The sequence below is a fragment of the Actinomadura sp. NEAU-AAG7 genome, assembly GCF_018603865.1.
Lineage (GTDB): Bacteria > Actinomycetota > Actinomycetes > Streptosporangiales > Streptosporangiaceae > Spirillospora > Spirillospora litoris.
On the sequence record NZ_JAHFZY010000009.1, the window covers coordinates 243811 to 269492 of the forward strand.

The window sequence follows — 25682 nt, forward strand, 5'->3', positions numbered from 1 at the left end:
CATGAGCGACCGGGCTCGCACCGTCAGTCTTCCCGAGACCGCCGGTTCACGCGAAGGCCCGTTACCCGATTGATGCGCGCGATCGCACGACGCACGCTCAGCGGGGTTCGGCGGCGCGCAGCCAGGTCAGGACCGCGAGGACGCGCTTGTTGCTGTCCTGGGGGCCGCCGGTGGCGGAGGAGGTGATGCCGAGCTTGGTGAAGATGGACCGGACGTGGTCCTCGACGGTGCGCGCGGACAGGTGCAGCCGCCTGCCGATGCCCGCGTTGGAGTGCCCCTCGGCCATCAGCGCCAGCACGCCGCGCTCCCGCTCCGACAGCCGCGCCAGCTCGTGCTCGCGGTGCCTCGCCTCGACCAGGCGGCTCACCACGTCCGGGTCGATGACGACCTCGCCGCGCATCACCCGCTCCAGGGCCGAGCGAAGGTTGTCGACGTCGGTGACGTGGTCCTTCAGCAGGTACCCCACGCCGCGCGGCTGGTCGCGGAACAGCTCCATCGCCTGCGGGGTCTCGTTGTAGGCCGACAGGACCAGCACGCCGAGGTTCTCGTGCCGCTCCAGAAGCCGCCGCGCCGCGACCACGCCCTCGTTGGTGTGGGTGGGCGGCATGTGCAGGTCCACGATCGCGACGTCGGGCGGGTCGCCCGCCACCCGCGCCAGCAGCTCCTCCCCCGACGCCGCCGACACCGCGACCTCGATGCCGACCGTGGTGAGCAGGGTGACCAGCGCCTGCCGGAAGATCCCGCTGTCCTCGGCCACGGCTACTCGCATGGCAGGACCATCCTCACCGTCGTGCCCCTCGCGGGATCCCCGTCCACACTCACCTGCCCGCGCAGCGCCCGGATCCGCCCGGACAGGCCCGCCAGGTCGGCGGCGGGATCGCCCGGGCTCCCGCCGTCGTCGCTGACCTCGGCGACCAGCCGCGCCCCCTCGGGCCGCACCCGCACGGTCACCCTCGCCGCCCCCGCGCGTTCGACAGCGTAGGACATCGCCTCGCACAGCACCGCGTACAGCGTCGACTCGATCTCACTGGAGTAGCGCCCCGGCGCGACCTCCAGCCGCACGCGGGTGCCGATCCGCTCGGCGACGACCTCCAGCGCGGGGGCCAGGCCGCCCTGCACCAGCAGCGCCGGACGCACCTCCCGGGCCAGCGCCCGCAGCTCGGCCAGCGCCTCCATCAGCTCGCCCCGGCACGTCCGCGCGTGCTCGCGCACCGCTCCGTCGGCGCTCACCGCCTCCAGCGTGCCGAGCATCGCCCCCAGCGCCAGCAGCCGCTGCTGCGCGCCGTCGTGCAGGTCGCGGGCCAGCCGCTCGCGCTCGACCGCCTCGGCCCGCACCAGGCGCTCATAGGCGGAGCGGACCTGCTCCAGGTTGGCGTGCACGGTCGCCTGGAGCCGCGCGTTCTCCAGCGCGCGGCCGCCCGCCGCCAGCGCCGCCTCGACGAGCGAGCCGTGGTCGCGCAGCGCCCCGCCCAGCTCCACGACCGCAAGGGGGTCGCCGGACGCGGTCAGCACCGTCCGGCGCCAGCGGCCCGGCGCCGCGTCCCCGGCGAGGTCCGCGGGGCGCCCGCCGGTGTCGACGTAGAGCCCCTCCGCGGGCGCCCAGAACCACAGGTCGAGGGACGGGTCGTGCAGCACGTCCCGCAGGGCGTCGCGGACGCGCTCCACGGTCACCGGCGCCGTCAGCCGCAGCATCCGGCCCGCGACCGACAGCTCCCCGAGCCGGACCCGCAGCCCCGACGCCAGCAGCGTGAGCGGGACGACCCCGGCGACCGCGCCCTGCACCGCGTACACGTCGAGGAGGGCGTCCAGCGAGACGGACGCCTCCATGACGGGATTCTGGGTCAGCGCCGCCGACACCCCGACGAACGCCAGCGCGATCGTCACCGGCAGGGCGAGGACGCGGCCCAGCCGTCCCATCCGGGACAGCCGGAGCAGCAGCACGACGGCGAACGACAGCGCGAGCAGCAAATACAGCCCGGACGACACCCGCAGCACGGCGCGGAACAGCCCGAGGTCGGGGAACGGCGCGGGCCACCACACCGAGTCGCCGCGGAACGCCGCCCACTCCGGCTCGGAGGTCAGCCACATCGCCGTCGGGCACGCCGTGAGGACGGCGCAGGCGACGGCGGTCCAGACCCGGTCGGCGAGGTACTCCAGCCGCCCGGTCGGGTACAGCAGCACGCCGACGCCGAGCGCGAGGTAGAACCCGGCCTGCGCGTACGGCGAGACCATCGGGCCGGCCCCCGCGTCCCAGCTCGCGAACCAGTTCAGCGCCCACGCGGCGGCGGCGGTCACGAACGCGAGGCCCGTCCGGCGGGTGCGCCCGCCGGTCGCCAGCAGCACGCCCTCGGCCGCGATCGCGGCGCAGACGGCGAGCGTGACCGCGGCGGCGGCCGGGTGGCCGCGCCAGTACGGCCATCCGGCCGCCAGCGCCAGCACCGCCACCGCGAGCCCGGCGACGAGGGCGCGCCTCGCCTCCGGACCGAACCACGGGGGCGTGCGGCGCCGCCGCGGACCGGAAATCACCACGACCACCCTCTCCATGTTCGGGACGGCGGGCCGGTCGTGCCACCGGAAACCCACGGGGGTCGGACCCGTGCTTTCCCGGGTGCGGGCGCGCCGTCACCGTCCGCGTCCGCGGGCTTGCCCGAAGTGTCATGGACGCCGGAGGCCGCCGCGAGCGGTGTTATCCGATCGATGCGCGGCGCGGGCGGGCTCCCGTGTGCCCTGTCCCGGCCGGATTCGGGACCCGTTCCCCTTGACCCGGAACGCGCCCCATGGGACAGGGCGAATTCGCCCGCCATTTCCCCGCCGTCGAGAAGCGGCGCCGAATAACCGGGAAAACCCCGGGAACGGGCCCGGGTTCGCCTGGATTGCCGAGACCACTGGGCTTTGCGACGCTCGAATCAGTTGTCCATGGGGAGCACGGGAAGGAGCACGGGGGAATGGATCACCAGATGGAGGCGGCGGCGGTCATCACGATGGCGAAGGCGGCGCGGGGCGGGGCCCGGCGCCCGCCTCCGCCGGCGCGGGTGCGCCCGCGCTACCGCACGATCATGGCGGTGGACATCGAGGGCTCGACCAGCCGCACCGACCCGGTGAAGGCCGAGCTGCGCCGGACGCTGTACCGGCTGCTGGAGGAGGCGTTCGCGCGGGCGGGCATCGAGGAGCGCCACCGGGAGGAGTTCGTCGACCGGGGCGACGGCGCGCTCGTCCTCGTCCGCCCGCTGGACGAGGTGCCGAAGACGCTGCTGCTGCACCCGATGGTGCCGATCCTGGCGGAGCTGCTGGCCGAGCACAACGCGGGGCCGGAGCCCGACCCGGAACGCGACCGGCGGATGCGGATCCGTGTCGTCGTGCATGCCGGTGAGGTGCAGAGCGACGGGAGGGGCAGCTTCGGGGAGGCGCTCGACGTCGCGTTCCGGCTGCTGGACTGCCCGGAGGCCAAGGACGCGCTGCGGGCGGCGCGGGCGCCGCTGCTGCTCGTGGTGTCGGAGGACATCTACCAGTCGATCGTCCGGCACGGGTACGAGGGGATCGACGCGCGCGCCTACCATCCGCTGGTCCGGCTGGAGCTCACGGGCAGGCGGCACCGGGGCTGGGTGCGCGACGTCCCGCGGCCCCCGCGCGGCGGGGCGCGCCCGCTCGGCTGAGCACGCCCGCCGGAATCGCGCGCGGTCTGGACACCGGGCCCCCGCCGGCCCGCGGGAGCCCGGTGAGACCGCGGTTACGGACCCTCGGGGTCCACGATGCCGCGGTCGACCCAGAACGGCTCCATCAGCGAGCGGAGGCGGTCGGCGCCCACCCGCTCCAGGACGTCCAGCGCGGCGATGTTGGCGGTGAGCTGCTCCATGCTGGTCGAGCCGAACAGCACCGTGCTGGTGGAGGGGTGCGTGAGCGTGAACGCGATGCAGAGCTGCGCGGGGGTCGCGTCCAGCTCCTTCGCCAGCTCCGCGATGCCCTTCGCGGCGTCCTGGATGCGCGGGCGGATCTCGCCCGGGTCGCGTCCGATCTGCCGGGACGCGCCGGACTTGCCGGCGAGGATGCCGCCCTCCAGCACGTCCGAGGCCTGCATCGACACGCCCGCCGCGAAGACGGCCTCGAACGGCTCGCCGTCGGGGATGGCGCGCCGGCACGGGCTGTACTTGAGCTGCGCGAGCTGCGGGCCGGGCGACCCGGCGGCGAGCGCGTGCTCGCGGATCTCCAGGATCGTGGAGGCCGACCAGTTGTTGACGCCCCAGCAGCCGAGCAGGCCCTCGCGCTCCAGCTCCGCGAGGTCCTCGGCGAGCTTGCGCAGGTCCAGGTCGTCGCTGCGGATGTCGCCGAGGACGGCGACGTCGGCGTGGTCGACGCCCGCGCGGAACAGCGCGTTGGTGAGCTGGTCGCGCATGGAGTGCTCGGGATAGCCCTCCAGCCACAGCTTGGCCGACAGCAGGTAGTCCTCGCGCTCGATCCCGGCGGCGCGGACCATCGCCGAGAACAGCACGTCGGTGAACACCGGCGGGTGGCCGGGCATCCCGTAGACGGCGACGTCGAACATGTTGATACCGGCGTCCACGGCGTGGCGGAGCATCGCGACGGCGTCGCCGAAGTCCATCCGGTCGTAGGTGTGCCAGGAGCCGAGGGCGAGGACCCCCACCTCGGGGCCGGCCGCGCCGAGGCGGCGGCGGGGAATGCTGGTGGACACGGTGTTCCTCATCGGTGTGGGTGGATGACGGCCTTGACCTGCTCCTGCCGCTGCATGGCGGCGAGCGCGGCCGAGGCCCCGTCGAGCCCGTCCGGGGCGCTGAACAGGTCGTCCCAGGCGAAGCGGTCCTGGAACGTCCGCAGGAACTCGACCGAGCGGTAGTAGTCGCCGACGTCGCCGTTGAGCGAGCCGAGGACGTTCAGCTCCTTGCCCATGATCGCGCCGAGGGCGAGCTGCTCGGGCTGCGGCCCGGTGCTGCCGACGATGACGAAGCGGCCGCCGAACGCGGCCATGTTGACCGCCTCGGCGCCGACGCCGGGGGCGCCGGCGAGGTCCAGGACCAGCTCGGCGCCGCGCCCGCCGGTCGCCTCCATGACCGCGGCGTGCCGGGCGTCGGGGTCGCCGTCCAGCCCGATGGTCCGGTCGGCGCCGAAGGCCCGGGCCAGCTCCAGGCGCTGGTCGGGCGCGCCGATCGTGATGACCTTGCCGGCGCCGGCGACGCTGGCGACGGCGGTGGCGACGATCCCGAGCGCGCCCGCGCCCTGCACCACCACGGCCGATCCGGGCCGCACTCCCCCGGCCCGGTCGAAGGCGTGCAGGACGGTCTTGACCGCGCAGCCCGCGGCGGCCGCCCAGGTGTCCTTGACGTCGTCGGACAGGACGACCTTCAGGGCGCCCGGCGTCACGTAGTTGTGCCCGGCGAGGCCGCCGGTGGCGTAGGGCGGGCGGTCGGCGCGCTGCAGGAACCCGTAGCCGCGCTCGGCGCACGCGACGGGGTTGCGCAGCACGGTGCAGCCGTAGCAGTGCCCGCACACCGACTCCGACCAGCCGATGCGGTCGCCCACCTTGACGGTGCGGCCGAGCGCGTCGCGCGTCCCCGGCCCGACGGCGCACACGGTGCCCATCATCTCGTGGCCGAGCACGATCGGCAGCATGTCCGGGAAGGACATCGCCCCCGACCACAGGTGCACGTCGGTCGCGCACAGCGTCGCGCAGTCGACGCGGACGACGGCCGCGCCGGGCTCGCACTCGGCGGGCAGCGGCAGTTCCTCGATGCTCAGGACGGCGCCGTGCTCGCGCAGCACCGCCGCCCTGGTCGACGTCAGATCCGGCATGGGACGTCTCCTCGTCTCGTTACCTGCTGTGGGCGGTGTCCCAGACCTCGCGGCGGCTGCGCCACCACAGGAGCACGAGGATCACCAGGAAGGGCACGACGCCCTGGTACTTCTGGATGGAGTCCACGGAGGACGACATGCCCTCCAGGCAGCCGAGGATCAGGCCCCCGGCGAGGGTCAGCGGCAGGCTGCGGAACGCGCCGACCATCGCGACCGCGAGCGCGGTGCTGATCAGCCCGGACAGGGCGCCGAAGTCGCCGCCCAGCCGCGGCGCGACCAGCACGATCACCAGCATCGTGATGGCGCCGACGCCGGCCCAGACGCCGACGGCGAGCCGCGGCGCGGGGATGCCGACGACCTCGGCGGTGCTCGGCCGCTCCGACAGCGCCTGCAGCTTCAGCCCGATCCGCGTCCGGGTGAGCAGCAGGCCGACGGCGAGGGTGATCAGCAGCGCGAACGCCAGCGAGACCAGTACCGACTGCGGGACGACGACGCTGCCGACCGTGAAGACGGGGTCGCCGAACGGGTTCGGGAAGCGGTGCGCGCCGGTGCTGTTGCCGCCGAACAGCCGCAGGCCGATCGCGCTGAGCGCGACGAACAGGGCGACGGTGACGGCCGCCTTCGTCCGCTCCCGGTGCCCGGCGAACCAGCGGACGAGCGCCGCGCCGAGCAGCCCGGACAGCAGCGCCGCCGACAGGGCGCCGACCACCAGGGCGGCCCAGACGTTCCAGCCCTTGTCGGTGAGCGACACCATTATGAACGCGCCCATCGCGCCGACCGCCGTCATCGCGAAGTTGACGACGGCGACCAGCCGGTAGGTCAGGACCACGCACAGGCCGAGCAGGGCGTAGCCGCCGCCGCTCGTCAGCCCGGCGATCACAGAGTTCACCATCGGGTTCCTCCGGGTGGGGCCGGGCGCGCGCGCCCCGCGCGCGCGCCCTGGCGAACGGGGCTCAGCTCTTGCCCGGGACGGTGAAGCCGCCGGGCAGGACCTTCCAGCCACCCTTGTCGGCCTTGACGAAGCGGCTGCCCTGGATGGGGTTGTGCGCGTCACCCGGACCGAACACGTACGGAGTGCCGACCATCGGGTAGTTGATCGGCTTCATCTCCTTGAACGCCTTGGTCACCGACTCGCGGGTGATGTCGCCCTTGATGGTCTTGAGGACCTGGACGAAGATGTCCGCCGACATGACCGCGCCCTGGCTGAACGCCGTCTTCTGGATGCCGTTCTTCTCGACCAGCTTGGCCCAGCGGTCGTTGCCCGGCAGGGTCGGGTCGGTGTAGGGCTGCCACTCGGTGCCCGCGTAGGCCGTCATGTCCGGCGGGATCGTCTTGGCGTTGGCGTCGGTGTAGCTGTTGGCCGCGAGGATGAAGTCGGTCTTCTGCATGCCCTGCGTGCGGGCCTGCGCGAACCAGGGGCCGACCGTCGCGTTGTACAGGACGGCCTGGCAGCCCGCGTTCTTGTCGGCGACCAGGTAGCGGGTCGGGTCGCCCTGGCCCACCGCGAGGTTCTTGTGGGCGAGGGTCTTGCCGGTGATCTCGGTCCACTTCTTGATGGCGCCCTCGATGCCGCCGCCGCTGCCCGGCAGGACGGTGTAGTCGATGCACACCTTGTCGCGCTTCAGCGTCTCGGACGCGTAGTACAGCATCGCCGTGGTCAGCGCGTACGGCCCGGGGTTGACCGGCGCGATGTTCGGGCTGGTGAAGCAGGCCGGGTCGACGCCGACCGCCGGGATCGAGACGACCTTGTTCTTGGTGTAGGTCGCGCGGTTCAGACCGCAGTCCACGGCGCTGGACGAGCCGGCGAGCGCGACGACCTTGTTGGACTGGATCAGCTCGCGGGCCGCCTGCCCGGACCGCGAGGGGTCCATCGCGTCGTCCTTGCTGATCAGCTCCAGCTTGCGGCCGCCGATGCCGCCGGCGGCGTTGACCTCCTCGAAGACCGCCTTGACGGCCTTCGGGACCTCCGGGGTCTGGAACAGCCCGGTGATGCCGTTGATCGCGCCGACCTTGATCGGCCCGTCGCCGCCGCCGGAGTCGTTACAGGCGGTGGTCAGCGAGAGGGTGAGCGCGGCGACCGCCGCGGCGGAGACATATGTGCGTTTCATCGCAATGGGCCCTTGTTTTCGCGGGGTGGGATGGGTGTTGTGTCTGGTCGCGGGTGGTCAGGTCGCCGGAACGTCCGCGGCGCCGAGGTAGGCGGCCCGTACGGCGGCGTCCGCGAGGACGTCGGCGGTGGGACCGGAGGCGATCACGTGGCCGAAGTCGAGGACCGTGACCTCCTCGCAGGTCGCCTGCACGAGTTCCATGTCGTGCTCGACGAGCAGGATGGAGACGCCGAACGCCTCGGGCGCCCGGGTGAGGCGGTCGCCGAGCCGGAGCGACTCGGCGGCCGACTGGCCGGCGGCCGGCTCGTCCAGCAGCGCCACCTTGGGCCGGGCCGCGATCGCGGCGGCCACGTCCAGCAGCCTGCGGGTTCCGGCGTCGACGATGGACACCGGGACCTCGCCGGGCGGGCAGCCGAAGAACTCCAGCAGTTCGTCGGCCTCGCCGCGCGCCAGCCGGCGTCCGGCGCCGATCGCGAGGTACTCGTACTGGGTGAGCTCCGGAGCGATCGCGGTGGTCTGGAAGGTGCGGCGCAGGCCGCGCTTGGCCCGCACACTCGGCCCGAGCTTGTCCAGCCGCTTGCCCGCGAGTTCGACCGTCCCCCCGTAGCCCGCCACGAAACCGGTGACGGCGGAGATGAAGGTGGATTTACCTGCGCCGTTGGGCCCGATGAGCCCGACGACGGCGCCCTCGGGCACGGTCAGGTCGACGGCGTCGAGCGCGACGACCTCCCCGAAGCGGACGGTCAGCCCCTGCACCGCCAGGCACGGCCTGCGGTCGGCGGCGGGGCGCCGGACGGGGGCGGGGGCGAGGGGGGCGGCGGTCGCGCCGCCCTCGGCCTCCTTGGCCTCCTTCGCGTCCTCGCCGGCCTTCAGCAGCTTGCGGGCGCCGCGCTCGCGCTTGCGCATCCGGGTGAGGTCGGTCTGGCTCAGCCCGCTGCGCAGCGCCAGCAGGGCGCCGACGCCGAACAGCACGCCGCCGAAGTCCTGCGGCAGCGACACCTTCTCCATGATCGTCGGCATGATCGCGCCGAAGATCCCGCCCATCACCGCGCCCTCGGGGTGGTGCGGGCCGATCATGATGGCGACGGCGAACAGCGCGAGGGACTGGCCCATGGCGAAGTTGCTCGGCACCACCAGGCTGAGCTGCCCGGCCAGCAGGCCGCCGCCGATGCCCGCGACGAACGCGCTGATCGCGAACGCGGCGAGCTTGCTGCGGGCGACCGACACGCCGTGCGAGGCGGCGGACCGCTCGGAGTGGCGCAGCTCGTACCACGACAGACCGAGCCGGGACTTGCCGATCATGCCGAGCGCCACGGCCAGCACCGTGAACACGATCACCGTGAACACGAAGTAGGACTCGTCGGTGACGAAGGGCTCCGGCCGGTCCAGCATCTTCAGCTCTTTGGCACCGGGGAACGGGTTGGCGTTCCACACGATGTCGGCCGAGACGGCGAACCCGAACGTGACGACGGCGAGGTTGACGCCGCGGATGCGCAGCGCCGGGAGGCCGATGGCGACGCCGACGGGCACCGCCGCCAGGCCGCCGAGGACCAGCCAGACGAAGAACCCGCCCGGCGCGTCCGCGACGTTGAGCCGCAGCACGACCCAGGCGCCGATCGCGGCGAACGACATCTGGCACAGCGACATGACGCCGACGCGTCCGACGATCACGCCGTAGCTCTGCATGATCACGGCACTGACCACGGCGCTGATCGCGAGGTAGATCCAGTACGGGGACAGCACCGCCGGAAGGGCGACGCAGGCCAGCACAGAGAGGCCTAGCCCTATGGCGAGCCCGCGCTTGTCTACGAGGTTCATGGGCGCTCGCTCTCTTGAGGGCCGTTCCGGGGGGCGTCGGGGGTCGCCCCCCCACCGGGGACAGGGCCGGTGCTCGGGCCCGGGGTGGTCAGGGGCGGCCCGCCGAAGTACAGCCGGTGCAGCCGCTCGTCGTCGCCGCGCAGCTCGGAGCAGGGGCCGGAGAACACGACGCCGCCCTTGCGCAGCACGTGCGCGTGGTCGCCGGCGGCCAGCGCCAGGTTCGCGAACTGCTCGATGAGCACCACCGCGATGCCCATCGAGGCCAGCTCGCCGACCGTGGTCATGAGGCGGCGGACGACCAGCGGCGCGAGCCCGAGCGACATCTCGTCGATCAGGACGACCTTGGGCGCCGTCACCAGCGCTCGGCCGAGCACGACCATCTGCTGCTCGCCGCCCGACAGGTAGCCCGCCTGGAGGTTGCGGCGCTTGTCCAGCTCGGGGAACAGCTTGTAGACGGTGCCGAGATCGCCGTCGCCGGACTGGGAGACGAGCAGGTTCTGCTCGACCGTCAGCGTCCGGAACGTGGTGCGGGCCTGCTCGACGTAGCCGAGCCCGGCCCTGGCCCGCCGGAAGGTGGCGAGCTTCTCGATCGGGGTGCCGTCCAGCCTGATGGTGCCGGACCTGACCTTGGCCAGGCCGGCGATGCCGTCCATGAGCGTGGTCTTGCCAGCGCCGTTCGCGCCGAGGATGACGGTCACCGCGCCCGGTGCGGCGTCGAGGGTGACGTCGTGGATCACCGGGACCTCGGCCCGGTCGACGCCGACGCCCTCCAGGGCGAGTGCCGGAACGGTCATGCCTCGCCGCCGAACGCCGAGCGCAGCGCCGCGGCGGTGCGCGCGTGGGCTTCCTTCGCGACCGACAGCTCGGTGGCGAGCGGCCCGAAGAACGCGTGGATCATGCCGTCGTAGCGGACCAGTTCGGTCTGCACCCCCGCCTCCTCCAGCCGTCTGGCGTACTCCTCGCCCTCGTCGCGGAGCACGTCGCACTCGGCTTCGAGGATGAGCGCCCGCGCGACCCCGGAGAGGTCGTCGGCGCGCAGCGGCAGCAGGTAGGGATCGTCCAGGTCGCGCGCGTCGGACGGATAGGTCGTGAAGAACCAGTCCATGCTCGACTTGGAGAGGAAGAAACCATCGGAGAACTCGCTGTAGGAGGCGCGGCCGTCGTCGGGGTGCCCGAGGACGGGTGAGATGAGCACCTGCAGCGCGATCGCGGGGCCGCCGAGGTCGCGGGCCTTGAGCGCGGTCACGGCGGCGAGGTTGCCGCCCGCGCTCTCGCCGCCCACGGCGATCCTCGCGGGGTCGGCGCCGATCTCGGCGCCGTGCCCGGCGATCCAGGTGACGACGGCGTAGGCGTCGTCGACGGCGGCCGGGAAGGGGTCCTCCGGGGCGAGCCGGTAGTCGACGGAGACGACGATGGCGCCGGCCAGGGCGCAGACCTTCCGGCAGGAGAACTCGTTCTCCTCCAGGCTGCCGATCGTCCAGCCGCCGCCGTGGAACCAGACGAACGTCGGGAACGGGCCCTCACCCTCGGGCGTGTAGACGCGGACGGGGATGTCCCCGGCCGGGCCGGGGATCGTGGTGTCGACGGCCGAGCCCACGGGCGGCCGCTCGTCCTCGGGCAGCGTCCACATCAGCCGGAACTGCTCGCGCATGGCGGCCACGTCGAGCGGGGCACCGGCGTTCGGGTCCTCGGCAGGGGTGCGGTCGATGATCCGCTGCGCCTCGGGATCCAGGGGCATCGTTTACCTCCGAAGGCCCGGTGTACCCGCCCAAGCGGGTCGGGCACTCCAAAATCGTATCTGATTCCGTGTACGTTAATTGCATCCCATCGACGGTGTCCAGACTTGGAGCGCGATATGAGCGAGGAATCCACGACGGCCGATCTCGTCCTCACCGGCGGAAGGGTCCACACCGTCGACGCCCACGACCGCGTGGCCGAGGCGGTGGCGGTCCGCGATGGGCGGATCGCGCGTGTCGGCACCGCGAGCGAGGTGGCGCCCCTGGTCGGAAAGGGTACGCGGCTCATCCCCCTGAAGGGGCGAACCGTGCTGCCGGGGATCAACGATTCGCACCTGCACGGTGTCTGGCTCGGCCTGATGTGGCCGGGTCTGCTCATGGACCAGCTCGCCGGGACGGGCGGGCACACCCACGACGCGCCGACGCGGCTGGAGGGTGCGGAGCAGCGGCGCCGGGCGATTCTGAAGACCGCGGACCTGCTCGCCTCCTTCGGCGTCACGAGCTACACCGAGCCGGGCCTCGGCCCCGGCGAGGACGAGGGGCCGAGCGGCTGCTTCGGCTCGGCCGCGCTGCGCGACTACGCCGACCTGGCCGCCGAGGGGCTGCTGAAGGCCCGCGTCACCGCGCTGATGCTGTTCGGGGAGCTGGACGGGCGCAGCTCGGCCGCGGAGTTCGAGGAGGGCCTGCGCGACTTCAAGCCGCCGGCGGAGGTCCCCGGGCGGTTCCGGGTCGCGGGCGTGAAGATCTTCGCCGACGGCATCCCGCCGATGCGCACCGCCTGGACCGACCGCCCCTACACCGACGGGTCGCACGGATCGCTGCTGATCGACGGCGAGTCGGACGGGGAGCGCGAGGCGGCGCTGCGCGCGATGATCGACGCGGCGCACGACGCCGGGCACCAGATCGGCGTGCACGCCACCGGCGACCGCGCGACACGGGTCGTGGCGGACGCCTTCGCCGCCGCCCTGGCCCGCGACGGCCGCGACGCGCGGCACTACGTCATCCACGGCGACCTCCTCGCGCCCGCGACGCTCACCGTCCTCGCCTCCTCCGGGATCGGGGTGAACACCCAGGCGGGCATCCCGGTCGCGACCGAGCCGATGCTCGTCGGCGCGCTCGGCGAGGCCGCGCTGCGCGACGCCTGGCCCACCCGGGACGCCCTCGACGCGGGCGTCCGGCTGTGCCTCAGCTCCGACGCGCCGGTGCTCACCCCCGACTGGCGGGCCGGACTGGCCGCCGCGGTCACGCGCCGCGGGCTCGACGGCGCGGTCCGCGGGCAGGCCCAGCGGCTCGCGGTCGCGGAGGCGCTGCGCGCCTACACGATCACCCCGGCGTGGCAGGACGGCGCCGAGGACTGGAAGGGCTCCATCGAGGCCGGCAAGGCCGCCGACCTGTGCGTGCTGGACGGGGACCTGCTGGCCGTGGAGCCGCAGGCCCTCCCGTCCCTGCCGGTGGCGATGACCGTCCTGGACGGCCGGGTCGTCCACGAGGTCTGACGCCCCCGCGAGGTCCGCCCCCCACGAGGGGGGCGGCTCAGCGGGGCACCGGCGCGTCGGTGCCCCAGGAGGCCGCCGGGTCGACCACGTCCCGGTCCAGCCACAGCCCCGCCACGGCGTCCCGCAGCTCGGCGCCGTGGCGGGCGGCCAGGCCGATGGCGGCCATGTTGTCCTCGAACTGCGCCGCCCGGCTCACCCCGACCAGCACGTTCGCGACGGCCGGGTGGACGAGGGTGAAGGCGATCGCGACCTGCGCGGGCGTGGCGCCGAAGCGGTCGGCGGCGCGGCGCAGCTCGGGGTAGGCGGCGCGGATCTTGTCCCGGATGCCGCCGGGGTCGGCGCCGATCTTGCGCTCGGGTTCGAGCCGGCCGGCGAGGATGCCGCCCTCCAGCACGTCCGAGGCCTGGAGGCCGAGGCCCTCGTGCTCGAACAGGTTCGACCACGGCTCGCCCTCGGGGACCGAGCGGCGCGCGATGCTGTACTTCAGCTGCGCGAACGAGGGCGCCACGAGGCCCTCGGCGGCGGCGAACCGGCAGGCGAACAGCACGTCCCCGGCCGACCAGTTGTTGACGCCCCAGTGGGTGAAGCGCCCGGCCCGCACCAGCTCGGCGACGTCGGTGACCACCGTGTGCAGGTCGGGGCGCTCCATGAAGTCGCCGAGCACGACCATGTCGGCGTGGTCGGTGCCGATCCGGCCGAGCGAGACCTTCATCTGTTCGGCGAAGGAGGAATTGGGGTAGTCCCAGAGCCAGAGCTTGCCGCAGATCAGGTAGTCCTCGCGCGCCAGCCCGGCGTCGTCGACCGCCTGCCCGAACAGCACGTCGGTGACGGCGTTCTCGGCGTGCGGGCCGAAGTTGTAGTGCGCGACGTCGAACAGGTCGACGCCCCGGTCCACCGCGAGCCGGACGAGGCGCGCCGCGTCCTCGCGGTCCATCCGGTCCCAGGTGTTCCAGGACCCGAGCGCCAGGAGCGGGACCTCGGGGCCGTCCACGCCGAGCCGCCGCCTCGGCGCCCGTTCTGCGAACTCCATCGCTGACCTCCGATGAGGGTGATCGGGCGCGGGCGGCGCCCTGGCCGTTGACACCACTGATCGTATAGCATCTGGCATATTCTTTACCGCGAAGGAGACATCTTCATGTCGCATCCCGCCCCGGGAACCGACCCGTCCGCCATCCTCGGCGTCGCCACCGGTTACATGGCCGCCAAGCAGCTGTTCGCGGCGAGCGAGGCGGGCCTGTTCGCCGCCCTCGCCGGCGGCCCGGCGACCGCGTCCGAGCTGGCGGAGCGGGCCGGAATCCCCGAGCGCACCGCCCGGATCCTCGCCGACACGATGGCGGGCCTCGGCCTGCTCACCCGCGAGGACGGCCGGTACGCCAACTCCCCCGCGACCTCCGCCTACCTCGCGGGCGGCACGCAGGAGACCGACCTGCGGCCGTTCCTGGCCTTCCTCGACGCGATCAGCTACGGGCACTGGCTCGGGTTCGGCGACACGACCCGCACGGCCGAGCCGCAGAAGCTCGACCTCGCCGGCGACCGGATGCAGACGTTCCTCGGCGGCGTCATGACCTACAACGCCCTGCACGCCAAGATGCTGGCCGACAACTTCGACTTCACCCGCTTCTCGCGGATCCTGGACTTCGGCGGCCTGTCCGGCTCGTTCCTGGCCGAGGCGCTGCGCTCGGCCGAGAACGCGCACGGCACCTTCCTGTCGGGCGGCGAGCTGGTCGAGTTCGCCCGCAAGGTCCTGGAGGACGCCGGCGTGGGCGACCGCATCGACGTCGTCCAGACCGACCCGCTGACCGGCGAGGTCCCCGAGGGCTTCGACCTCGTCCTGCTGGAGCACGTCGTCCACCGCTTCGACGCCGAGCAGAACAAGGCCATCGTGGAGCGCGCCCGCCGCGCCGCCGCGCCCGGCGCCACGCTCGTCCTGCTCGACTTCTTCCTCGACTCGAACCCCGAGCAGCGCGTCCTGGACGCCGTGCACGCGGGCGAGTACCTGGTCATCGACGGCACCGTCGTCTACCCCGAGGACGAGGTGCGCGGCTGGCTGAGCGCCGCCGGCTGGGAGCCGGTCGAGACGCGCGAGCTGCCCGGCAGCCCGCGCATCATCATCGCGGAGGCACGATGAGCGGCCGCGTCGTCCTCGTCACGGGCGGCGCGAGCGGCATCGGCCGCGGCGTCGCCGCCGCGTTCGCCGCCGCGGGCGACCGCGTGGTGATCGCCGACCGGGACGCCGAGGCGGCGGCCCGCGCGGCCAAGGAGCTCGACGCGCTCGCCGTGACCGTGGACATCACCGACCCCGCCTCGGTCGCGGCCGGGGTGGCCGAGGTCGCCGAGACCGCCGGGCCGGTCGAGGTCCTGGTCAACAACGCCGGCCTCGTCGCGGGCGGCGGGCCGCTGGTCTCGCTGCCCATGGAGGTCTTCGACACGGTCGTCGCGGTGAACCTGCGCGGCACCTTCACCGTCACCCAGGCCGTCGCGGGCCAGATGATCGAGCGCGGCACCCGGGGCCGGATCGTCAACATCAGCTCGATCGGCTCCCGGCAGCCGACCGCCGGGCTCGGCCACTACGAGGCCACCAAGGCGGCCGTGGACGCCCTGACCCGCACCAGCGCGCTGGAGCTCGCGGGCTACGGCATCCGGGTCAACGGGGTCGCGCCGGGGCCGGTCCACACCCCGATGACCGCCGGCCTCATGGAGAACCCCGAGGCCCGCGCCGCGTGGGAGTCCCGGATCCCGCTCGGCAAGATCGCCACCACCGACGACATCGCCCCGCTCGTGGTCTTCCTCGCCTCGGCGCAGGCCGACCACATCACCGGCGCCGTCATCCAGGTGGACGGCGGCCAGCTGCTCACCTGACCGCCCCGAAAACGAACGCGCCGTTCCCCACCCTCGCCCGGCGGGAACGGCGTGTTTGTTTTCATGCTCCTCTCCCTGCGGGGAGAGGGGCCCTCAGGTCTGGGGGTGGGGAGCTCCGGGGTGGGCGCTGTGGAGGGCGTCGGCGGTGGCGTTCTTGTGCGCGCAGGCGATGCGCTCGATCTCCGACGGCTCGGCGCCCTTGGCGATGAGGTCGAGGATGTGGCCGTGCTCGACGACCGACCGCCGGGCGCGCCCCGGCACGTAGGTGAACGTGGAGCGGCGCATGTGGTCCAGGCGCGTCCACTCCGCCTCCAGGAGGGAGCGCAGGTGCCCGTCGGGGCAGTGCTCGTAGATCGAGAAGTGGAACTCCCGGTTCAGCGCGGTGAACGCCGTCGGGTCGAACTCGTCCAGCGCCTCGACCATCCGCTTGTTGATCTCGCGGGAGCGGGTGATCTGCGCCGCCGCCATGTGCGGGGCGGAGATCGCCGTCGCGTAGCCCTCCAGGCGCGCGAGGATCTGCAGGGTGTGCTCGACCTGCTCGGCCTCGAAGACCGCGACCCGCGCCCCGACGTTGCGGACGACCTCGACGAGGCCGTCGGACTGGAGGCGGCGCAGCGCCTCGCGCAGCGGGATCGTGCTGACGCCGGTCTCCTGGGCGAGCTGGTTGATGACCAGCCGGTAGCCCGGCACGTAGGTGCCCGCGAGGATCCGCGACCGCAACAGTTCGTAGCAGAACTCGGCCTTCGACTCCTTGGTCTTGGTCTGGTCCTGCTTCTTCGTGCTCACCCGGTTCTCCTCATCCTGTGCCCCGAACCCCCGACTCCCAACGGTCCCCTCACCTCGCCAGCACGTCCAGGACGGTGTCGCGGAAGTGCGGGCCCCCGAGCACCTCGTGGTGCGCCCCCGGCACCGTGACCAGGCGGGCGCCGAGCGACCCGGCGAGGCCGTCGATTCCTCGTGTCAGCTCATCATTCTCGCCGACGACGAAGACGGGAAGAACCTTCGCATCCCAGGCGCCGCCCGCAAAGGGGGTGTCGCGGAGTCCTTCGACACACAGCGCGAGGCCGGGGGCGCGGTCGCCGTGCGCGGAGACCATCCCGGCGATCGCCGCGGTGAACGGGTCGGGGCACTGCGCGCCCTCCCGGACGGCGCGGTGCAGCGCCTCGATGTCGACGGCGGTGAAGGGCTCCGCGGGGCTCAGCCCGCCGAGCACGCTGCGCTCCACCCGGTCCGGCGCGGCGGCCGCGACGGCCCACGCGACGCGGGCGCCGAGCGAGTAGCCGGCGATGTCGAACGTCGCGGCGCCGGCCGCGTCCGCGGCGGCGAGCAGGTCGGCGGCCAGGGCCGGCGCGGTCGCCTCCGCGGCGCTCTCCGGGGCCGGGCTCGCGCCGTGCCCGCGCAGGTCGGGGATGATGACGGTGCGGCCCGCGGCGGTCAGCGCGGCGGCGACGCCGGTGTCGATCCAGTCGCCGGCGCCGTCGGAGCCGAAGCCGTGGACGAGCAGCACCGGCGGCGCCTCGGCGGGAGCGTCCGGGGTCAGCGTGCGCACGGCGAGACCTGCGGTGTCAGGCATCCTTCAAGCACCTCCTAGAGGATTTCGCATACGATTTGCGATCATACTGTACGGAGCCGATCCGTCCCCTCGCGCGCCCCCGCCCGCTTGGAACGATCGAAGTCACTCGCATTGCACCCTCGTCATCGTGCATGACTTCATATACGATTTACTCTGATCTCGTTCCGCGAGGTTCGCTTCCGTCCCGTCACAGGAGAGCTTCCGTGCCGCACCCGCTGGGCAACCGGCCCTCGAAGATCATCGCCGTGCACCTCAACTTCCCCTCGCGGGCGAGGGAGCGCGGCAGGATTCCGGCCGAGCCCTCGTACTTCCTCAAGCCGCCGTCCTCGCTCGCCGGGACCGGCGACCCGCTGGTCCGGCCGGCGGGCTGCGAGCTGATGACCTTCGAGGGCGAGATCGCCCTGGTCATCGGCCGCGAGGCGCGGCGGGTCTCCCCCGAGGACGCCTGGGAGCACGTCGCCTGGGTGACGGCGGCCAACGACGCGGGCGTGCACGACCTCCGCTACGCCGACCGGGGCTCCAACCTGCGCTCCAAGGGCTCGGACGGGTTCACCCCGATCGGCCCCCGGCTGCTGGACGCGCGGCGCCTGGACCCGGCCGCGCTGCGGGTGCGGACGTGGGTGAACGGCGAGCCGGTCCAGGACGACACCACCGACACGCTGCTGTTCCCCTTCGCGACGCTGGTCGCCGACCTGTCGCGGCTGGTGACGCTGGAGCCCGGCGACGTCATCCTCACCGGCACCCCCGGCGGCGCGTCCGTGGCCGCCCCCGGCGACACCGTCGAGGTCGAGGTCATCGCCGGCGAGGCCACCACCGGGCGGCTCACCAACACGATCACGGTCGCCGAGGAGCCGCTGGCCACGTGGGGCGCGATGCCCCGCGTGGACGACAGCGTCCGCTCCGACGCCTGGGGCCCCTCCTTCACGCCCGAGCCCGCGCTGGACGCCGCGACCGCCGACGCGCTGCGCGCCCTGTCGACCGCCACGCTCAGCTCCCAGCTCCGCAAGCGCGGCTTCCAGCACATGAGCATCGACGGCGTCCACCCCGCCGACGGCGCGGCGAAGATGGTCGGCACCGCGCACACGCTGCGGTACCTGCCGCTGCGCGAGGACCAGTTCAAGGCGCGCGGCGGCGGCATGAACGCCCAGAAGCGCGCCATCGAGGAGCTGCGGCCGGGCCAGGTGCTGGTCATGGACGCGCGCCGCGACTCCTCCTCCGGCACGATCGGCGACATCCTCGCGCTGCGCGCCAAGGTGCGCGGCGCGGCCGGGGTGGTCACCGACGGCGGCCTGCGCGACAGCGCGACGGTCGCGGGCCTCGGCCTGCCGGTCTTCCACGCCGGAGCCCACCCCGCGGTGCTCGGCCGCCGCCACGTCCCGTGGGACACCGGCGTCCCGATCGCCTGCGGCGGCGCCCTGGTGCAGCCCGGCGACATCCTCGTCGGCGACGCCGACGGCGTGGTCGTCGTCCCCCCGGACCTGGTCGCGGACCTCGTGGCGGACTCGGCCGAGCAGGAGGCGCAGGAACGTTTCATCACCGAGCGCGTCGCCGCCGGGGAGCCCGTCGAGGGCCTCTACCCGCTCGGGCCCCGCTGGCGCGAGGCATATGAGGCGTGGCGCCGCGAGGGCCGCTGACCCCGCCGCCGACCAGCCGCCGACCAGCCGCCGACCAGCCGCCGACCAGCCGCAGGCCGCCCGCCGCCCGCCACTCCCACCGACCTTCCACGACCGAGGAGCAGACGTGAAGTTCCGCACCGACCCGTCCACGATCCGCGGGTCCATCGCCCCCGTGGTGACCCCCTTCGCCGCGGACGGCGCCGTCGACCACGACGCGCTGCGCGGGCTGATCCGCTGGCAGCTGGAGTCCGGCTCGCACGGGATCTCGCTCGGCGGGTCCACCGGCGAGCCCAGCAGCCAGACCGTCGCCGAGCGGATCGCGGCCATCCGCACGGCGGCCGACGAGGTCGGCGACCGTGTCCCGTTCCTGCCCGGCACCGGCTCGGCGAAGCTGGAGGAGACCCTGGAGGTCACCGCCGCCGCCCGCGACGCCGGCGCCGACGCCGCCCTGGTGATCACGCCGTACTACGCGCGGCCCACCCAGGAGGCCCTCTACCAGTGGTACGCGACGGTCGCGCGCGAGTTCCCCGACCTGCCGCTGGTCGTCTACAACGTCCCGTCCCGGACGTCGGTGGACATCGCGCCGGAGACGGTCAGCCGGCTGTTCACCGACTTCGACAACATCGTCGGGATCAAGGAGACCACCAAGGACTTCGAGCACTTCTCCCGCGTGCTGCACGCGTGCGGGCCCGAGCTGCTCGTGTGGTCGGGGATCGAGCTGCTGTGCCTGCCGCTGCTCGCCCTCGGCGGCGCCGGGTTCGTCAGCGCCGTCGCCAACCTCGCGCCCGCCGCCGTCGCCCGGATGTACGAGCTGTGGACCTCCGGGGACCAGGAGGGCGCCCGCGACCTGCACTACCGGCTGCACCCGCTCGTGGACCTGCTGTTCGTCGAGACCAACCCGGCGCCCGCCAAGTGGGTGCTGGAGCAGCGCGGCCGGATCCCCTCCGGGCACGTCCGGCCGCCGCTGGCCGCACCCTCCGAGCAAGCCCTCGTGCGCATCCGCGCACTGCTCGACCAGGGCGGCGACCTCGCCGCGGGGATCTGACCCCCGGCCGCGCCGTCCCGCCACCGAACCGGAAGAGAGCATCGATGCCCGTCCCCTCTGCACCCGCCCGCCCCGACGGCCTGCCGGATCACATCCGGCACTGGATCGGCGGCGAGTTCGCCGACAGCGCCGGCGGAGCGGTCTTCGACGTCATTGACCCCGTCTCCAACACCCGCTACGCCACCGCCTCGGCGGGCGGTCCCGCCGACGTGGACAGGGCCGTCGCCGCCGCCCGCGCCGCCTTCCCCGCCTGGGCGGCCCTCGGCAACCGGGAGCGGGCGAACATCCTGACCCGCATCGCCGACGCCGTCGAGGCGCGCGAGGACCGGCTCGCCGAGTTCGAGTCGTTCGACTCCGGGCTGCCGATCACCCAGGCGCGCGGCCAGGCCCGCCGCGCCGCCGAGAACTTCCGCTACTTCGCCGACGTGATCGTCGCGCTCGGCGAGGAGGCGTTCCGGGTCGGCGACCAGCAGCTCAACTACGTGGTGCGGACCCCGGCGGGCGTGGCCGGGCTGATCACGCCATGGAACACCCCGTTCATGCTGGAGAGCTGGAAGCTCGCCCCAGCGATCGCGTCGGGCTGCACGCTCGTGCTGAAGCCCGCCGAGTGGACGCCGCTGTCGGCGGGCCTGTGGCCGGAGATCTTCACCGAGGCGGGCGTCCCGGCGGGCGTGGTCAACATCGTGCACGGCATCGGCGAGGAGGCGGGGCAAGCCCTCGTCGACCACCCGGACGTGCCGCTGCTGTCCTTCACCGGCTCGACCGACACCGGCCGGCACATCATGCGCTGCTCCGCCGACGGCCTGAAGGCGCTGTCGATGGAGCTCGGCGGCAAGTCGCCCGTCGTGGTGTTCGCCGACGCCGACCTGGACGCCGCGCTCGACTCGGTGATCTTCGGTGTGTTCTCGCTGAACGGCGAGCGCTGCACGGCGGGCTCGCGCGTCCTGGTGGAGCGCCCCGTCTACGAGGAGTTCACCCGCCGGCTCGCCGAGCGGGCCGAGAAGGTCAGGGTCGGGCCGCCCTCGGACCCGGCGACCGAGGTCGGCGCGCTCGTCCACCCCGAGCACTACGCCCGGGTGCTGGAGTACGTGGAGATCGGGCAGCGCGAGGCCAAGCTGGTCGCGGGCGGCGACCGGCCCGCGCACCTGCCGGAGGGCAACTACCTCCAGCCCACGGTGTTCAGCGACGTCCCCCGGGACGCCCGGATCTTCCAGGAGGAGATCTTCGGGCCGGTTGTGGCCGTGGCCGCGTTCGACACCGAGGACGAGGCGGTCGAGCTGGCCAACGCCACCCGCTACGGCCTGGCCGCCTACGTGTGGACCGGCGACCTGCGGCGCGGTCACCGCATCGCCCACGCCGTCCAGTCGGGTATGGTCTGGGTCAACTCGCACAACGTCCGTGACCTGCGCACTCCCTTCGGCGGTGTGAAGGACTCGGGGCTCGGACGCGAGGGCGGGGCGCACAGCATCGACTTCTTCTCCGAGTCCAAGATCGTGCACGTCATGCTGGGCGAGGTGCACACGCCCCGCTTCGGCGCCTAGGAGCACCCATGAGCACACCTCCCGACGTGATCCGCTCCGCCTACACGCAGCTCGCGGTGACGGATCTGGCGAAGTCCCGCTGGTTCTGGGTCGACATGCTGGGCCTGCACGTCCAGCACGAGGACGCCACCACCCTCTACCTGCGCGGCACGGACGAGCTGACCCACCACTCCCTGGTGCTGCGGGCCGGGCCGGTGGCCGCGCTCGACCACCTCGCCTACCGGGTCCGCGCCCCCGAGGACGTCGACCGGGCCGAGCGGTTCTTCACCGATCTCGGGCGGCCCGTCCGGCGCCTCCCGGCGGGGACCGGCACGCACGGCGTCGGCGACGCGGTCCGGGTCGTCGACCCGCTCGGCTTCACCGTGGAGTTCTTCCACGAGATCGCCCGCGGGGAGCGCCTCATCCAGCGCTACGACCTGCACAAGGGCGCCCAGATCGCCCGGCTCGACCACTTCAACATCTGCACGCCCGACATCCCCGCCGCCTACGACCACTACCGGTCGCTCGGCTTCGGCTGCTCGGAGACGATCGAGGGCGACGAGCACGAGCTGTACGCGGCGTGGATGTTCCGCAAGCAGACCGTGCACGACGTGGCGTTCACCGGCGGCGCGGGCCCCCGCCTGCACCACATCGGGATGGCCACGCACGAGTCGCACCAGGTGCTGCGCACCGCCGACATCTTCGGGTCGCTCGGCAAGGAGCACCACATCGAGCGGGGCCCGGGGCGGCACGGGGTGTCCAACGCCTTCTACGTCTACCTGCGCGACCCCGACGGCCACCGGGTGGAGATCTACACCTCCGACTACTACACCGGCGACCCCGACCACGAGACGTACCGGTGGAACGTGCACGACGACCGCCGCCGCGACTTCTGGGGCAACGCGGTGATCGAGTCCTGGTACAAGGAGGCCTCCCCCGTCCTGGACCTGGACGGCCGGATCCAGCCGATCTCCGAGGCCGCGTTGGACGAGTCCGCCGTCACGGTCGGCGCCGACGGGCTCGGCATCGTCGAGCACTCCTGACCCGCCCGCTCCCCACCTGACCACCCGGTCCCGCAGGACGTGCGGGGCCGGGTCTCCACCTCTCCCGCGTGCCCTCCGCTCAGCCGTCGCGGAGCAGTTCGAGCCCCCGCCGCGACGGCGATCCCGGCGCGGCCGTGTACAGGACGACCCGCTGGTCGGTCCCCGGCACCGGCAGGATCTCGCAGTCCAGCTCCAGCTCCCCCGCGACCGGGTGGACGGCGCGCTTGGTCAGCGTCCGCTGCACCTCGACCTCGCGGGCCGCCCACAGCGCGGCGAACTCCGGGCTGGCGGCCGACAGCTCGGCCACGATCTCCCGGACGGCCGGGTCTTCCGGGTAGCGGCCGCTCGCGCGCAGGTCCGCCACGCACCTGCGGGCCAGGGCGCGCTTGTCCCCCTCCAGCGGGCCGGAGAACAGCCACCGCAGCGTGTCGCGCCGCTCCGGGGCCGCCTCGGCGAGGTCGCCGATCAGGGCGGCTGCCCGCCGGGCGCGAGGTCCGCCTCGCGGGGCCCGACGCGCTCCCGCCGGCTCCGCAGGAAGCCCGCGAGCTCGCTCCTGTCCATCCGCCCCATTCTGCCCGCCCTGGGGTGGTATCGCGGGTCCCAGGCCCGGCCGTGCCTACCCCGCCAGCGCCGGGCGGCGGCAGCCTTGCGGCCATGACGATCCTGGTCACCGGAGCGCGCGGGAAGATCGCGCGGAAGCTCGTCCGCCTGCTGCTGGACGGCGGACACGACGTCCGCGCGGCGGGGCGCGACCCGTCGGCCGCGTGCCTTCCGCCCGGGGTGGAGGTGGTCGCGGCCGACCTCGCCGACCCCGGGACGCTCGGCCCGGCGCTCAAGGGCGCCCGCACGGTGTTCGCCTACGCCGACCGGGGCGGCCTGGACGGCTTCGCCCGCCGCGCCGCCGGCGCGGGGGTCGAGCACATCGTGCTGCTGTCCGCCGCGGGCGCGTCCGCGACCTCCGGCGACCCGATCGCCCGGACGCACGGCGCGGCCGAGCGGGCGGTCGCCGCCTCGGGGGTCCCGTGGACGTTCCTGCGCGCGGGCGGGTTCGCGTCCAACACGCTCCAGTGGGCCGGGACGATCCGAGCGCTGGGCGCGGTCCGCGACCCGTTCCCCGAGTCGCGGTCGGCGCCCGTCCACGAGGCGGACGTCGCGGCCGTGGCGCCGGCCGTCCTCACCGGCACCGGGCACCGGGGCGGGGCGCCCGTCCTGACCGGCCCCGAGACGCTGACGCGCCGCCGCCAGGCCGAGCTGATCGGCGAGGCGCTCGGCCGCCGCCTCGCCTTCGAGGTCCAGGACCTGGCGGAGCACCGCCGGGACCTGGCGCGGTGGGGGCCGCCCGAGGTCGTCGAGGCGCTCGTCCGCCACGCGGCCGAGGCCGTGCGCGCGCCGCTCCCGCCGACCGGGGCCGTCGAGGAGATCACCGGCCGCCCGGCCCGGACGTTCGCCGCGTGGGCGCGCGACCACCGCGACGCCTTCGCCTGACGCCTCAGTCGGGGAGCATCGGCATCTCCGGGCCCGGGTCGCGGCCGAGCAGCACGGCCCGGGTGATCGCGGCCGAGCCGAACCGGTCCCGGACGCCGTCGACCGCCGCGTCCACCGCGCGGCCCCGCTCGAACGGCAGCGCGAGTTGGACGGCCCGGTCGTCGTGCAGGTTCGCGAGCGACGCGCCGACCAGCGTCAGCCCCCGGCTCTCGATCACCGGCAGCGCCGCCGCGAGCAGGCCGCGCAGCACGTCGAGGATCACCGGGGTCTCGGCGGTGGCCTGCGGGAGCGTCCGCGAGCGGCTCGCCCGCGCGAAGTCGCCGTACCGCAGCCGAAGCGTGACCGTGCGGCAGACGCGCCGCCCCTTCCGCAGCCGGCCGCCGAGCCGGTCGGCGAGGCCCACGAGGATGGCGTCCAGCTCCTCGGGCGTCCGGGGGCGGTTCCCGAGCGCCCGCTGCGCGCCGACGGAGCGGCGCCGCGCCCCGGTGCGCACCGGGCGCGGGTCGTGGTCGCGCGCCAGCGCGTGCAGGTGGCGGCCCGCGCCGGGGCCGAGCAGCGCGACGAGTGCGGCCTCGGGCATGTCCGCCACGCCGCCGACCGTGGTGATCCCGTAGCGGGCCAGCTTGGCGGCGGTGGCGGGCCCGACCCCCCACAGCCGCCGCACCGGCAGCGGGCGCAGGAACTCAAGCTCGCCGCCCGGCGGGACGACGAGCAGCCCGTCGGGCTTGGCGACGCCGCTGGCCACCTTGGCGAGGAACTTGGTCCGCGCGACCCCGACCGTGATCGGCAGCCCGACCTCCCCGGCCACCTCCCGGCGCAGCCGGGCCGCGACCGCGTCGGGAGCGGCCCGCAGCCCGCCGACGTCGAGGAACGCCTCGTCGATCGACAGGCCCTCCACCAGCGGCGTCGTCGCCCGGAACAGCGCGAACACCGCCCTGCTCGCCGCGCTGTAGGCCGCCATCCGGGGGCGCACCACGACCGCGCGCGGGCACAGCCGCCGGGCCTGGCCGCCGCTCATCGCGGTGCGGACCCCGAACGCCTTGGCCTCGTAGCTGGCCGCCAGCACCACGCCGCCGCCCACGATCACCGGCCGGCCCCGCAGGGCGGGGTCGTCGCGCTGCTCGACCGAGGCGTAGAAGGCGTCCAGGTCGGCGTGCAGGATCGTGGGGGCGGACACGAACATATGTTCGCATAGGCGCGGGTCAGCCGGTCATCGCGGGGTTCTCCCCGGCGCTGTCCAGGAACCCCTGGAGCTGGCCCCGGATGGCGTTCAGCTCGGCGATCCGCTCGTCCAGGGCCGCCAGCTTCAGCGTGACGAACTCGACGCTCGCCGCGCAGCGCTGCTCGGTCAGGTCGTGGTCGTCGAGGCAGGGCAGGAACCGGCGGACGTCGTCGCTGGTGAAGCCGAGCGCCAGCAGGCGCCGGATGTTGCGGACGCGCGTCAGCGCCCGCGCGTCGTAGTGGCGGTAGCCGTTGCCGGTCCGCCGGGAGTGCAGCAGGCCGTGCTGCTCGTAGTACCGCAGCGCGCGGGTGGTCGTCCCGGCCGCCACCGCCAGCTCGCCGATGAGCATCGCCTCACCT

24 protein-coding genes are annotated in these 25682 nt (G+C 73.8%); 9 read left to right on the forward strand and 15 right to left on the reverse strand.

The annotated features are described in order from the left end of the window. Positions 1 to 97: 97 nt before the first annotated feature. Positions 98 to 769, reverse strand: coding sequence for a response regulator transcription factor (locus KLI87_RS34835; RefSeq protein WP_156220495.1), 672 nt, complete (start codon positions 767 to 769; stop codon positions 98 to 100). Further along, positions 760 to 2529, reverse strand: coding sequence for a histidine kinase (locus KLI87_RS41745; RefSeq protein ID WP_173390953.1), 1770 nt, complete (start codon positions 2527 to 2529; stop codon positions 760 to 762). Before KLI87_RS41745 ends, KLI87_RS34835 begins: the two co-directional genes overlap by 10 nt. Before the next feature lie 416 nt (positions 2530 to 2945). Between KLI87_RS41745 and KLI87_RS34845 the strand changes: the two genes are divergently transcribed. Next, a complete protein-coding gene (locus tag KLI87_RS34845) occupies positions 2946 to 3653 on the forward strand; it encodes a hypothetical protein (RefSeq protein WP_214620427.1) in 708 nt (235 codons plus the stop codon). A gap of 74 nt (positions 3654 to 3727) precedes the next feature. Here KLI87_RS34845 and KLI87_RS34850 read toward each other — a convergent pair whose 3' ends face one another. From KLI87_RS34850 to KLI87_RS34880, 7 genes are all read right to left on the reverse strand, one after another. Next, entirely contained in the window at positions 3728 to 4687 is a 960-nt protein-coding gene (locus tag KLI87_RS34850; RefSeq protein WP_308166437.1) for an aldo/keto reductase, read from the reverse strand. A gap of 8 nt (positions 4688 to 4695) precedes the next feature. After that, a complete protein-coding gene (locus KLI87_RS34855) occupies positions 4696 to 5802 on the reverse strand; it encodes a zinc-binding dehydrogenase (protein ID WP_214620429.1) in 1107 nt (368 codons plus the stop codon). Between the two features lie 19 nt (positions 5803 to 5821). Next, a complete protein-coding gene (locus KLI87_RS34860; RefSeq protein WP_156220491.1) occupies positions 5822 to 6694 on the reverse strand; it encodes a branched-chain amino acid ABC transporter permease in 873 nt (290 codons plus the stop codon). A 61-nt stretch (positions 6695 to 6755) separates the two neighbouring features. Then, positions 6756 to 7910: an ABC transporter substrate-binding protein gene (locus KLI87_RS34865; protein ID WP_156220490.1), complete on the reverse strand. Its 1155-nt coding sequence runs from the start codon at positions 7908 to 7910 to the stop codon at positions 6756 to 6758. 57 nt (positions 7911 to 7967) lie between these two features. Further along, positions 7968 to 9728, reverse strand: a complete 1761-nt coding sequence (locus KLI87_RS34870; RefSeq protein ID WP_156220489.1) for an ATP-binding cassette domain-containing protein — start codon at positions 9726 to 9728, stop codon at positions 7968 to 7970. Next, positions 9725 to 10522 (reverse strand): ABC transporter ATP-binding protein, encoded by a 798-nt coding sequence (locus tag KLI87_RS34875; RefSeq protein ID WP_156220488.1) that lies wholly within the window; start codon positions 10520 to 10522, stop codon positions 9725 to 9727. The genes KLI87_RS34870 and KLI87_RS34875 overlap by 4 nt, the downstream gene beginning before the upstream one ends. Beyond that, positions 10519 to 11466 (reverse strand): alpha/beta hydrolase, encoded by a 948-nt coding sequence (locus KLI87_RS34880; RefSeq protein WP_214620430.1) that lies wholly within the window; start codon positions 11464 to 11466, stop codon positions 10519 to 10521. The genes KLI87_RS34875 and KLI87_RS34880 overlap by 4 nt, the downstream gene beginning before the upstream one ends. A gap of 117 nt (positions 11467 to 11583) precedes the next feature. Here KLI87_RS34880 and KLI87_RS34885 point away from each other — a divergent pair, with 117 nt between their 5' ends. Next, a complete protein-coding gene (locus KLI87_RS34885) occupies positions 11584 to 12960 on the forward strand; it encodes an amidohydrolase (RefSeq protein ID WP_214620431.1) in 1377 nt (458 codons plus the stop codon). A 37-nt stretch (positions 12961 to 12997) separates the two neighbouring features. On the opposite strand, the gene KLI87_RS34890 is transcribed toward KLI87_RS34885, so the two are convergent. Next, positions 12998 to 13990 carry an aldo/keto reductase gene (locus KLI87_RS34890; RefSeq protein WP_156220485.1) on the reverse strand — a complete coding sequence of 331 codons (993 nt, stop codon included), beginning with the start codon at positions 13988 to 13990 and terminating at the stop codon, positions 12998 to 13000. A 105-nt stretch (positions 13991 to 14095) separates the two neighbouring features. Between KLI87_RS34890 and KLI87_RS34895 the strand changes: the two genes are divergently transcribed. Together KLI87_RS34895 and KLI87_RS34900 are read left to right on the forward strand one after the other, a co-directional pair. Then, positions 14096 to 15088 carry a methyltransferase gene (locus tag KLI87_RS34895; RefSeq protein WP_156220484.1) on the forward strand — a complete coding sequence of 331 codons (993 nt, stop codon included), beginning with the start codon at positions 14096 to 14098 and terminating at the stop codon, positions 15086 to 15088. Then, positions 15085 to 15819 carry an SDR family NAD(P)-dependent oxidoreductase gene (locus KLI87_RS34900; protein WP_214620432.1) on the forward strand — a complete coding sequence of 245 codons (735 nt, stop codon included), beginning with the start codon at positions 15085 to 15087 and terminating at the stop codon, positions 15817 to 15819. The genes KLI87_RS34895 and KLI87_RS34900 overlap by 4 nt, the downstream gene beginning before the upstream one ends. 93 nt (positions 15820 to 15912) lie before the next feature. Here KLI87_RS34900 and KLI87_RS41750 read toward each other — a convergent pair whose 3' ends face one another. Next, entirely contained in the window at positions 15913 to 16605 is a 693-nt protein-coding gene (locus tag KLI87_RS41750) for a GntR family transcriptional regulator (RefSeq protein WP_214620433.1), read from the reverse strand. A 49-nt stretch (positions 16606 to 16654) separates the two neighbouring features. Continuing rightward, positions 16655 to 17392 (reverse strand): alpha/beta fold hydrolase, encoded by a 738-nt coding sequence (locus KLI87_RS34910; RefSeq protein WP_214620434.1) that lies wholly within the window; start codon positions 17390 to 17392, stop codon positions 16655 to 16657. A 203-nt stretch (positions 17393 to 17595) separates the two neighbouring features. Between KLI87_RS34910 and KLI87_RS34915 the strand changes: the two genes are divergently transcribed. From KLI87_RS34915 to hpaD, 4 genes are all read left to right on the forward strand, one after another. Beyond that, positions 17596 to 19026 carry a fumarylacetoacetate hydrolase family protein gene (locus KLI87_RS34915; RefSeq protein ID WP_308166438.1) on the forward strand — a complete coding sequence of 477 codons (1431 nt, stop codon included), beginning with the start codon at positions 17596 to 17598 and terminating at the stop codon, positions 19024 to 19026. A gap of 106 nt (positions 19027 to 19132) precedes the next feature. Next, positions 19133 to 20053 carry a 4-hydroxy-tetrahydrodipicolinate synthase gene (gene dapA, locus KLI87_RS34920; protein WP_214620436.1) on the forward strand — a complete coding sequence of 307 codons (921 nt, stop codon included), beginning with the start codon at positions 19133 to 19135 and terminating at the stop codon, positions 20051 to 20053. Between the two features lie 44 nt (positions 20054 to 20097). Beyond that, entirely contained in the window at positions 20098 to 21594 is a 1497-nt protein-coding gene (gene hpaE / locus KLI87_RS34925) for a 5-carboxymethyl-2-hydroxymuconate semialdehyde dehydrogenase (RefSeq protein WP_214620437.1), read from the forward strand. 8 nt (positions 21595 to 21602) lie between these two features. Next, positions 21603 to 22616, forward strand: a complete 1014-nt coding sequence (hpaD, locus tag KLI87_RS34930) for a 3,4-dihydroxyphenylacetate 2,3-dioxygenase (protein WP_214620438.1) — start codon at positions 21603 to 21605, stop codon at positions 22614 to 22616. 79 nt (positions 22617 to 22695) lie between these two features. Here hpaD and KLI87_RS34935 read toward each other — a convergent pair whose 3' ends face one another. Next, entirely contained in the window at positions 22696 to 23085 is a 390-nt protein-coding gene (locus tag KLI87_RS34935; RefSeq protein WP_308166444.1) for a hypothetical protein, read from the reverse strand. Between the two features lie 185 nt (positions 23086 to 23270). On the opposite strand from KLI87_RS34935, the gene KLI87_RS34940 reads away from it, so the two are divergent. Continuing rightward, on the forward strand, positions 23271 to 24101 hold the full coding sequence (locus KLI87_RS34940) for an NAD(P)H-binding protein (protein WP_214620439.1): 831 nt from the start codon (positions 23271 to 23273) through the stop codon (positions 24099 to 24101). A gap of 4 nt (positions 24102 to 24105) precedes the next feature. Here KLI87_RS34940 and dinB read toward each other — a convergent pair whose 3' ends face one another. Continuing rightward, positions 24106 to 25284 carry a DNA polymerase IV gene (gene dinB / locus KLI87_RS34945; RefSeq protein WP_156220477.1) on the reverse strand — a complete coding sequence of 393 codons (1179 nt, stop codon included), beginning with the start codon at positions 25282 to 25284 and terminating at the stop codon, positions 24106 to 24108. A 19-nt stretch (positions 25285 to 25303) separates the two neighbouring features. After that, entirely contained in the window at positions 25304 to 25672 is a 369-nt protein-coding gene (locus KLI87_RS34950; RefSeq protein WP_156220691.1) for a MerR family transcriptional regulator, read from the reverse strand. Positions 25673 to 25682: the final 10 nt, after the last annotated feature.

Bases quoted from the DNA above. Each gene is read 5' to 3' on its own strand.
- KLI87_RS34835 (WP_156220495.1), bottom strand. From the start codon at position 769: ATGCGAGTAGCCGTGGCCGAGGACAGCGGGATCTTCCGGCAGGCGCTG.
- KLI87_RS34845 (WP_214620427.1), top strand. From the start codon at position 2,946: ATGGATCACCAGATGGAGGCGGCGGCGGTCATCACGATGGCGAAGGCG.
- KLI87_RS34855 (WP_214620429.1), bottom strand. From the start codon at position 5,802: ATGCCGGATCTGACGTCGACCAGGGCGGCGGTGCTGCGCGAGCACGGC.
- KLI87_RS34860 (WP_156220491.1), bottom strand. From the start codon at position 6,694: ATGGTGAACTCTGTGATCGCCGGGCTGACGAGCGGCGGCGGCTACGCC.
- KLI87_RS34865 (WP_156220490.1), bottom strand. From the start codon at position 7,910: ATGAAACGCACATATGTCTCCGCCGCGGCGGTCGCCGCGCTCACCCTC.
- KLI87_RS34870 (WP_156220489.1), bottom strand. From the start codon at position 9,728: ATGAACCTCGTAGACAAGCGCGGGCTCGCCATAGGGCTAGGCCTCTCT.
- KLI87_RS34875 (WP_156220488.1), bottom strand. From the start codon at position 10,522: ATGACCGTTCCGGCACTCGCCCTGGAGGGCGTCGGCGTCGACCGGGCC.
- KLI87_RS34880 (WP_214620430.1), bottom strand. From the start codon at position 11,466: ATGCCCCTGGATCCCGAGGCGCAGCGGATCATCGACCGCACCCCTGCC.
- KLI87_RS34885 (WP_214620431.1), top strand. From the start codon at position 11,584: ATGAGCGAGGAATCCACGACGGCCGATCTCGTCCTCACCGGCGGAAGG.
- KLI87_RS34890 (WP_156220485.1), bottom strand. From the start codon at position 13,990: ATGGAGTTCGCAGAACGGGCGCCGAGGCGGCGGCTCGGCGTGGACGGC.
- KLI87_RS34895 (WP_156220484.1), top strand. From the start codon at position 14,096: ATGTCGCATCCCGCCCCGGGAACCGACCCGTCCGCCATCCTCGGCGTC.
- KLI87_RS34900 (WP_214620432.1), top strand. From the start codon at position 15,085: ATGAGCGGCCGCGTCGTCCTCGTCACGGGCGGCGCGAGCGGCATCGGC.
- KLI87_RS34910 (WP_214620434.1), bottom strand. From the start codon at position 17,392: ATGCCTGACACCGCAGGTCTCGCCGTGCGCACGCTGACCCCGGACGCT.
- hpaE (WP_214620437.1), top strand. From the start codon at position 20,098: ATGCCCGTCCCCTCTGCACCCGCCCGCCCCGACGGCCTGCCGGATCAC.
- hpaD (WP_214620438.1), top strand. From the start codon at position 21,603: ATGAGCACACCTCCCGACGTGATCCGCTCCGCCTACACGCAGCTCGCG.
- KLI87_RS34940 (WP_214620439.1), top strand. From the start codon at position 23,271: ATGACGATCCTGGTCACCGGAGCGCGCGGGAAGATCGCGCGGAAGCTC.
- dinB (WP_156220477.1), bottom strand. From the start codon at position 25,284: ATGTTCGTGTCCGCCCCCACGATCCTGCACGCCGACCTGGACGCCTTC.
- KLI87_RS34950 (WP_156220691.1), bottom strand. From the start codon at position 25,672: ATGCTCATCGGCGAGCTGGCGGTGGCGGCCGGGACGACCACCCGCGCG.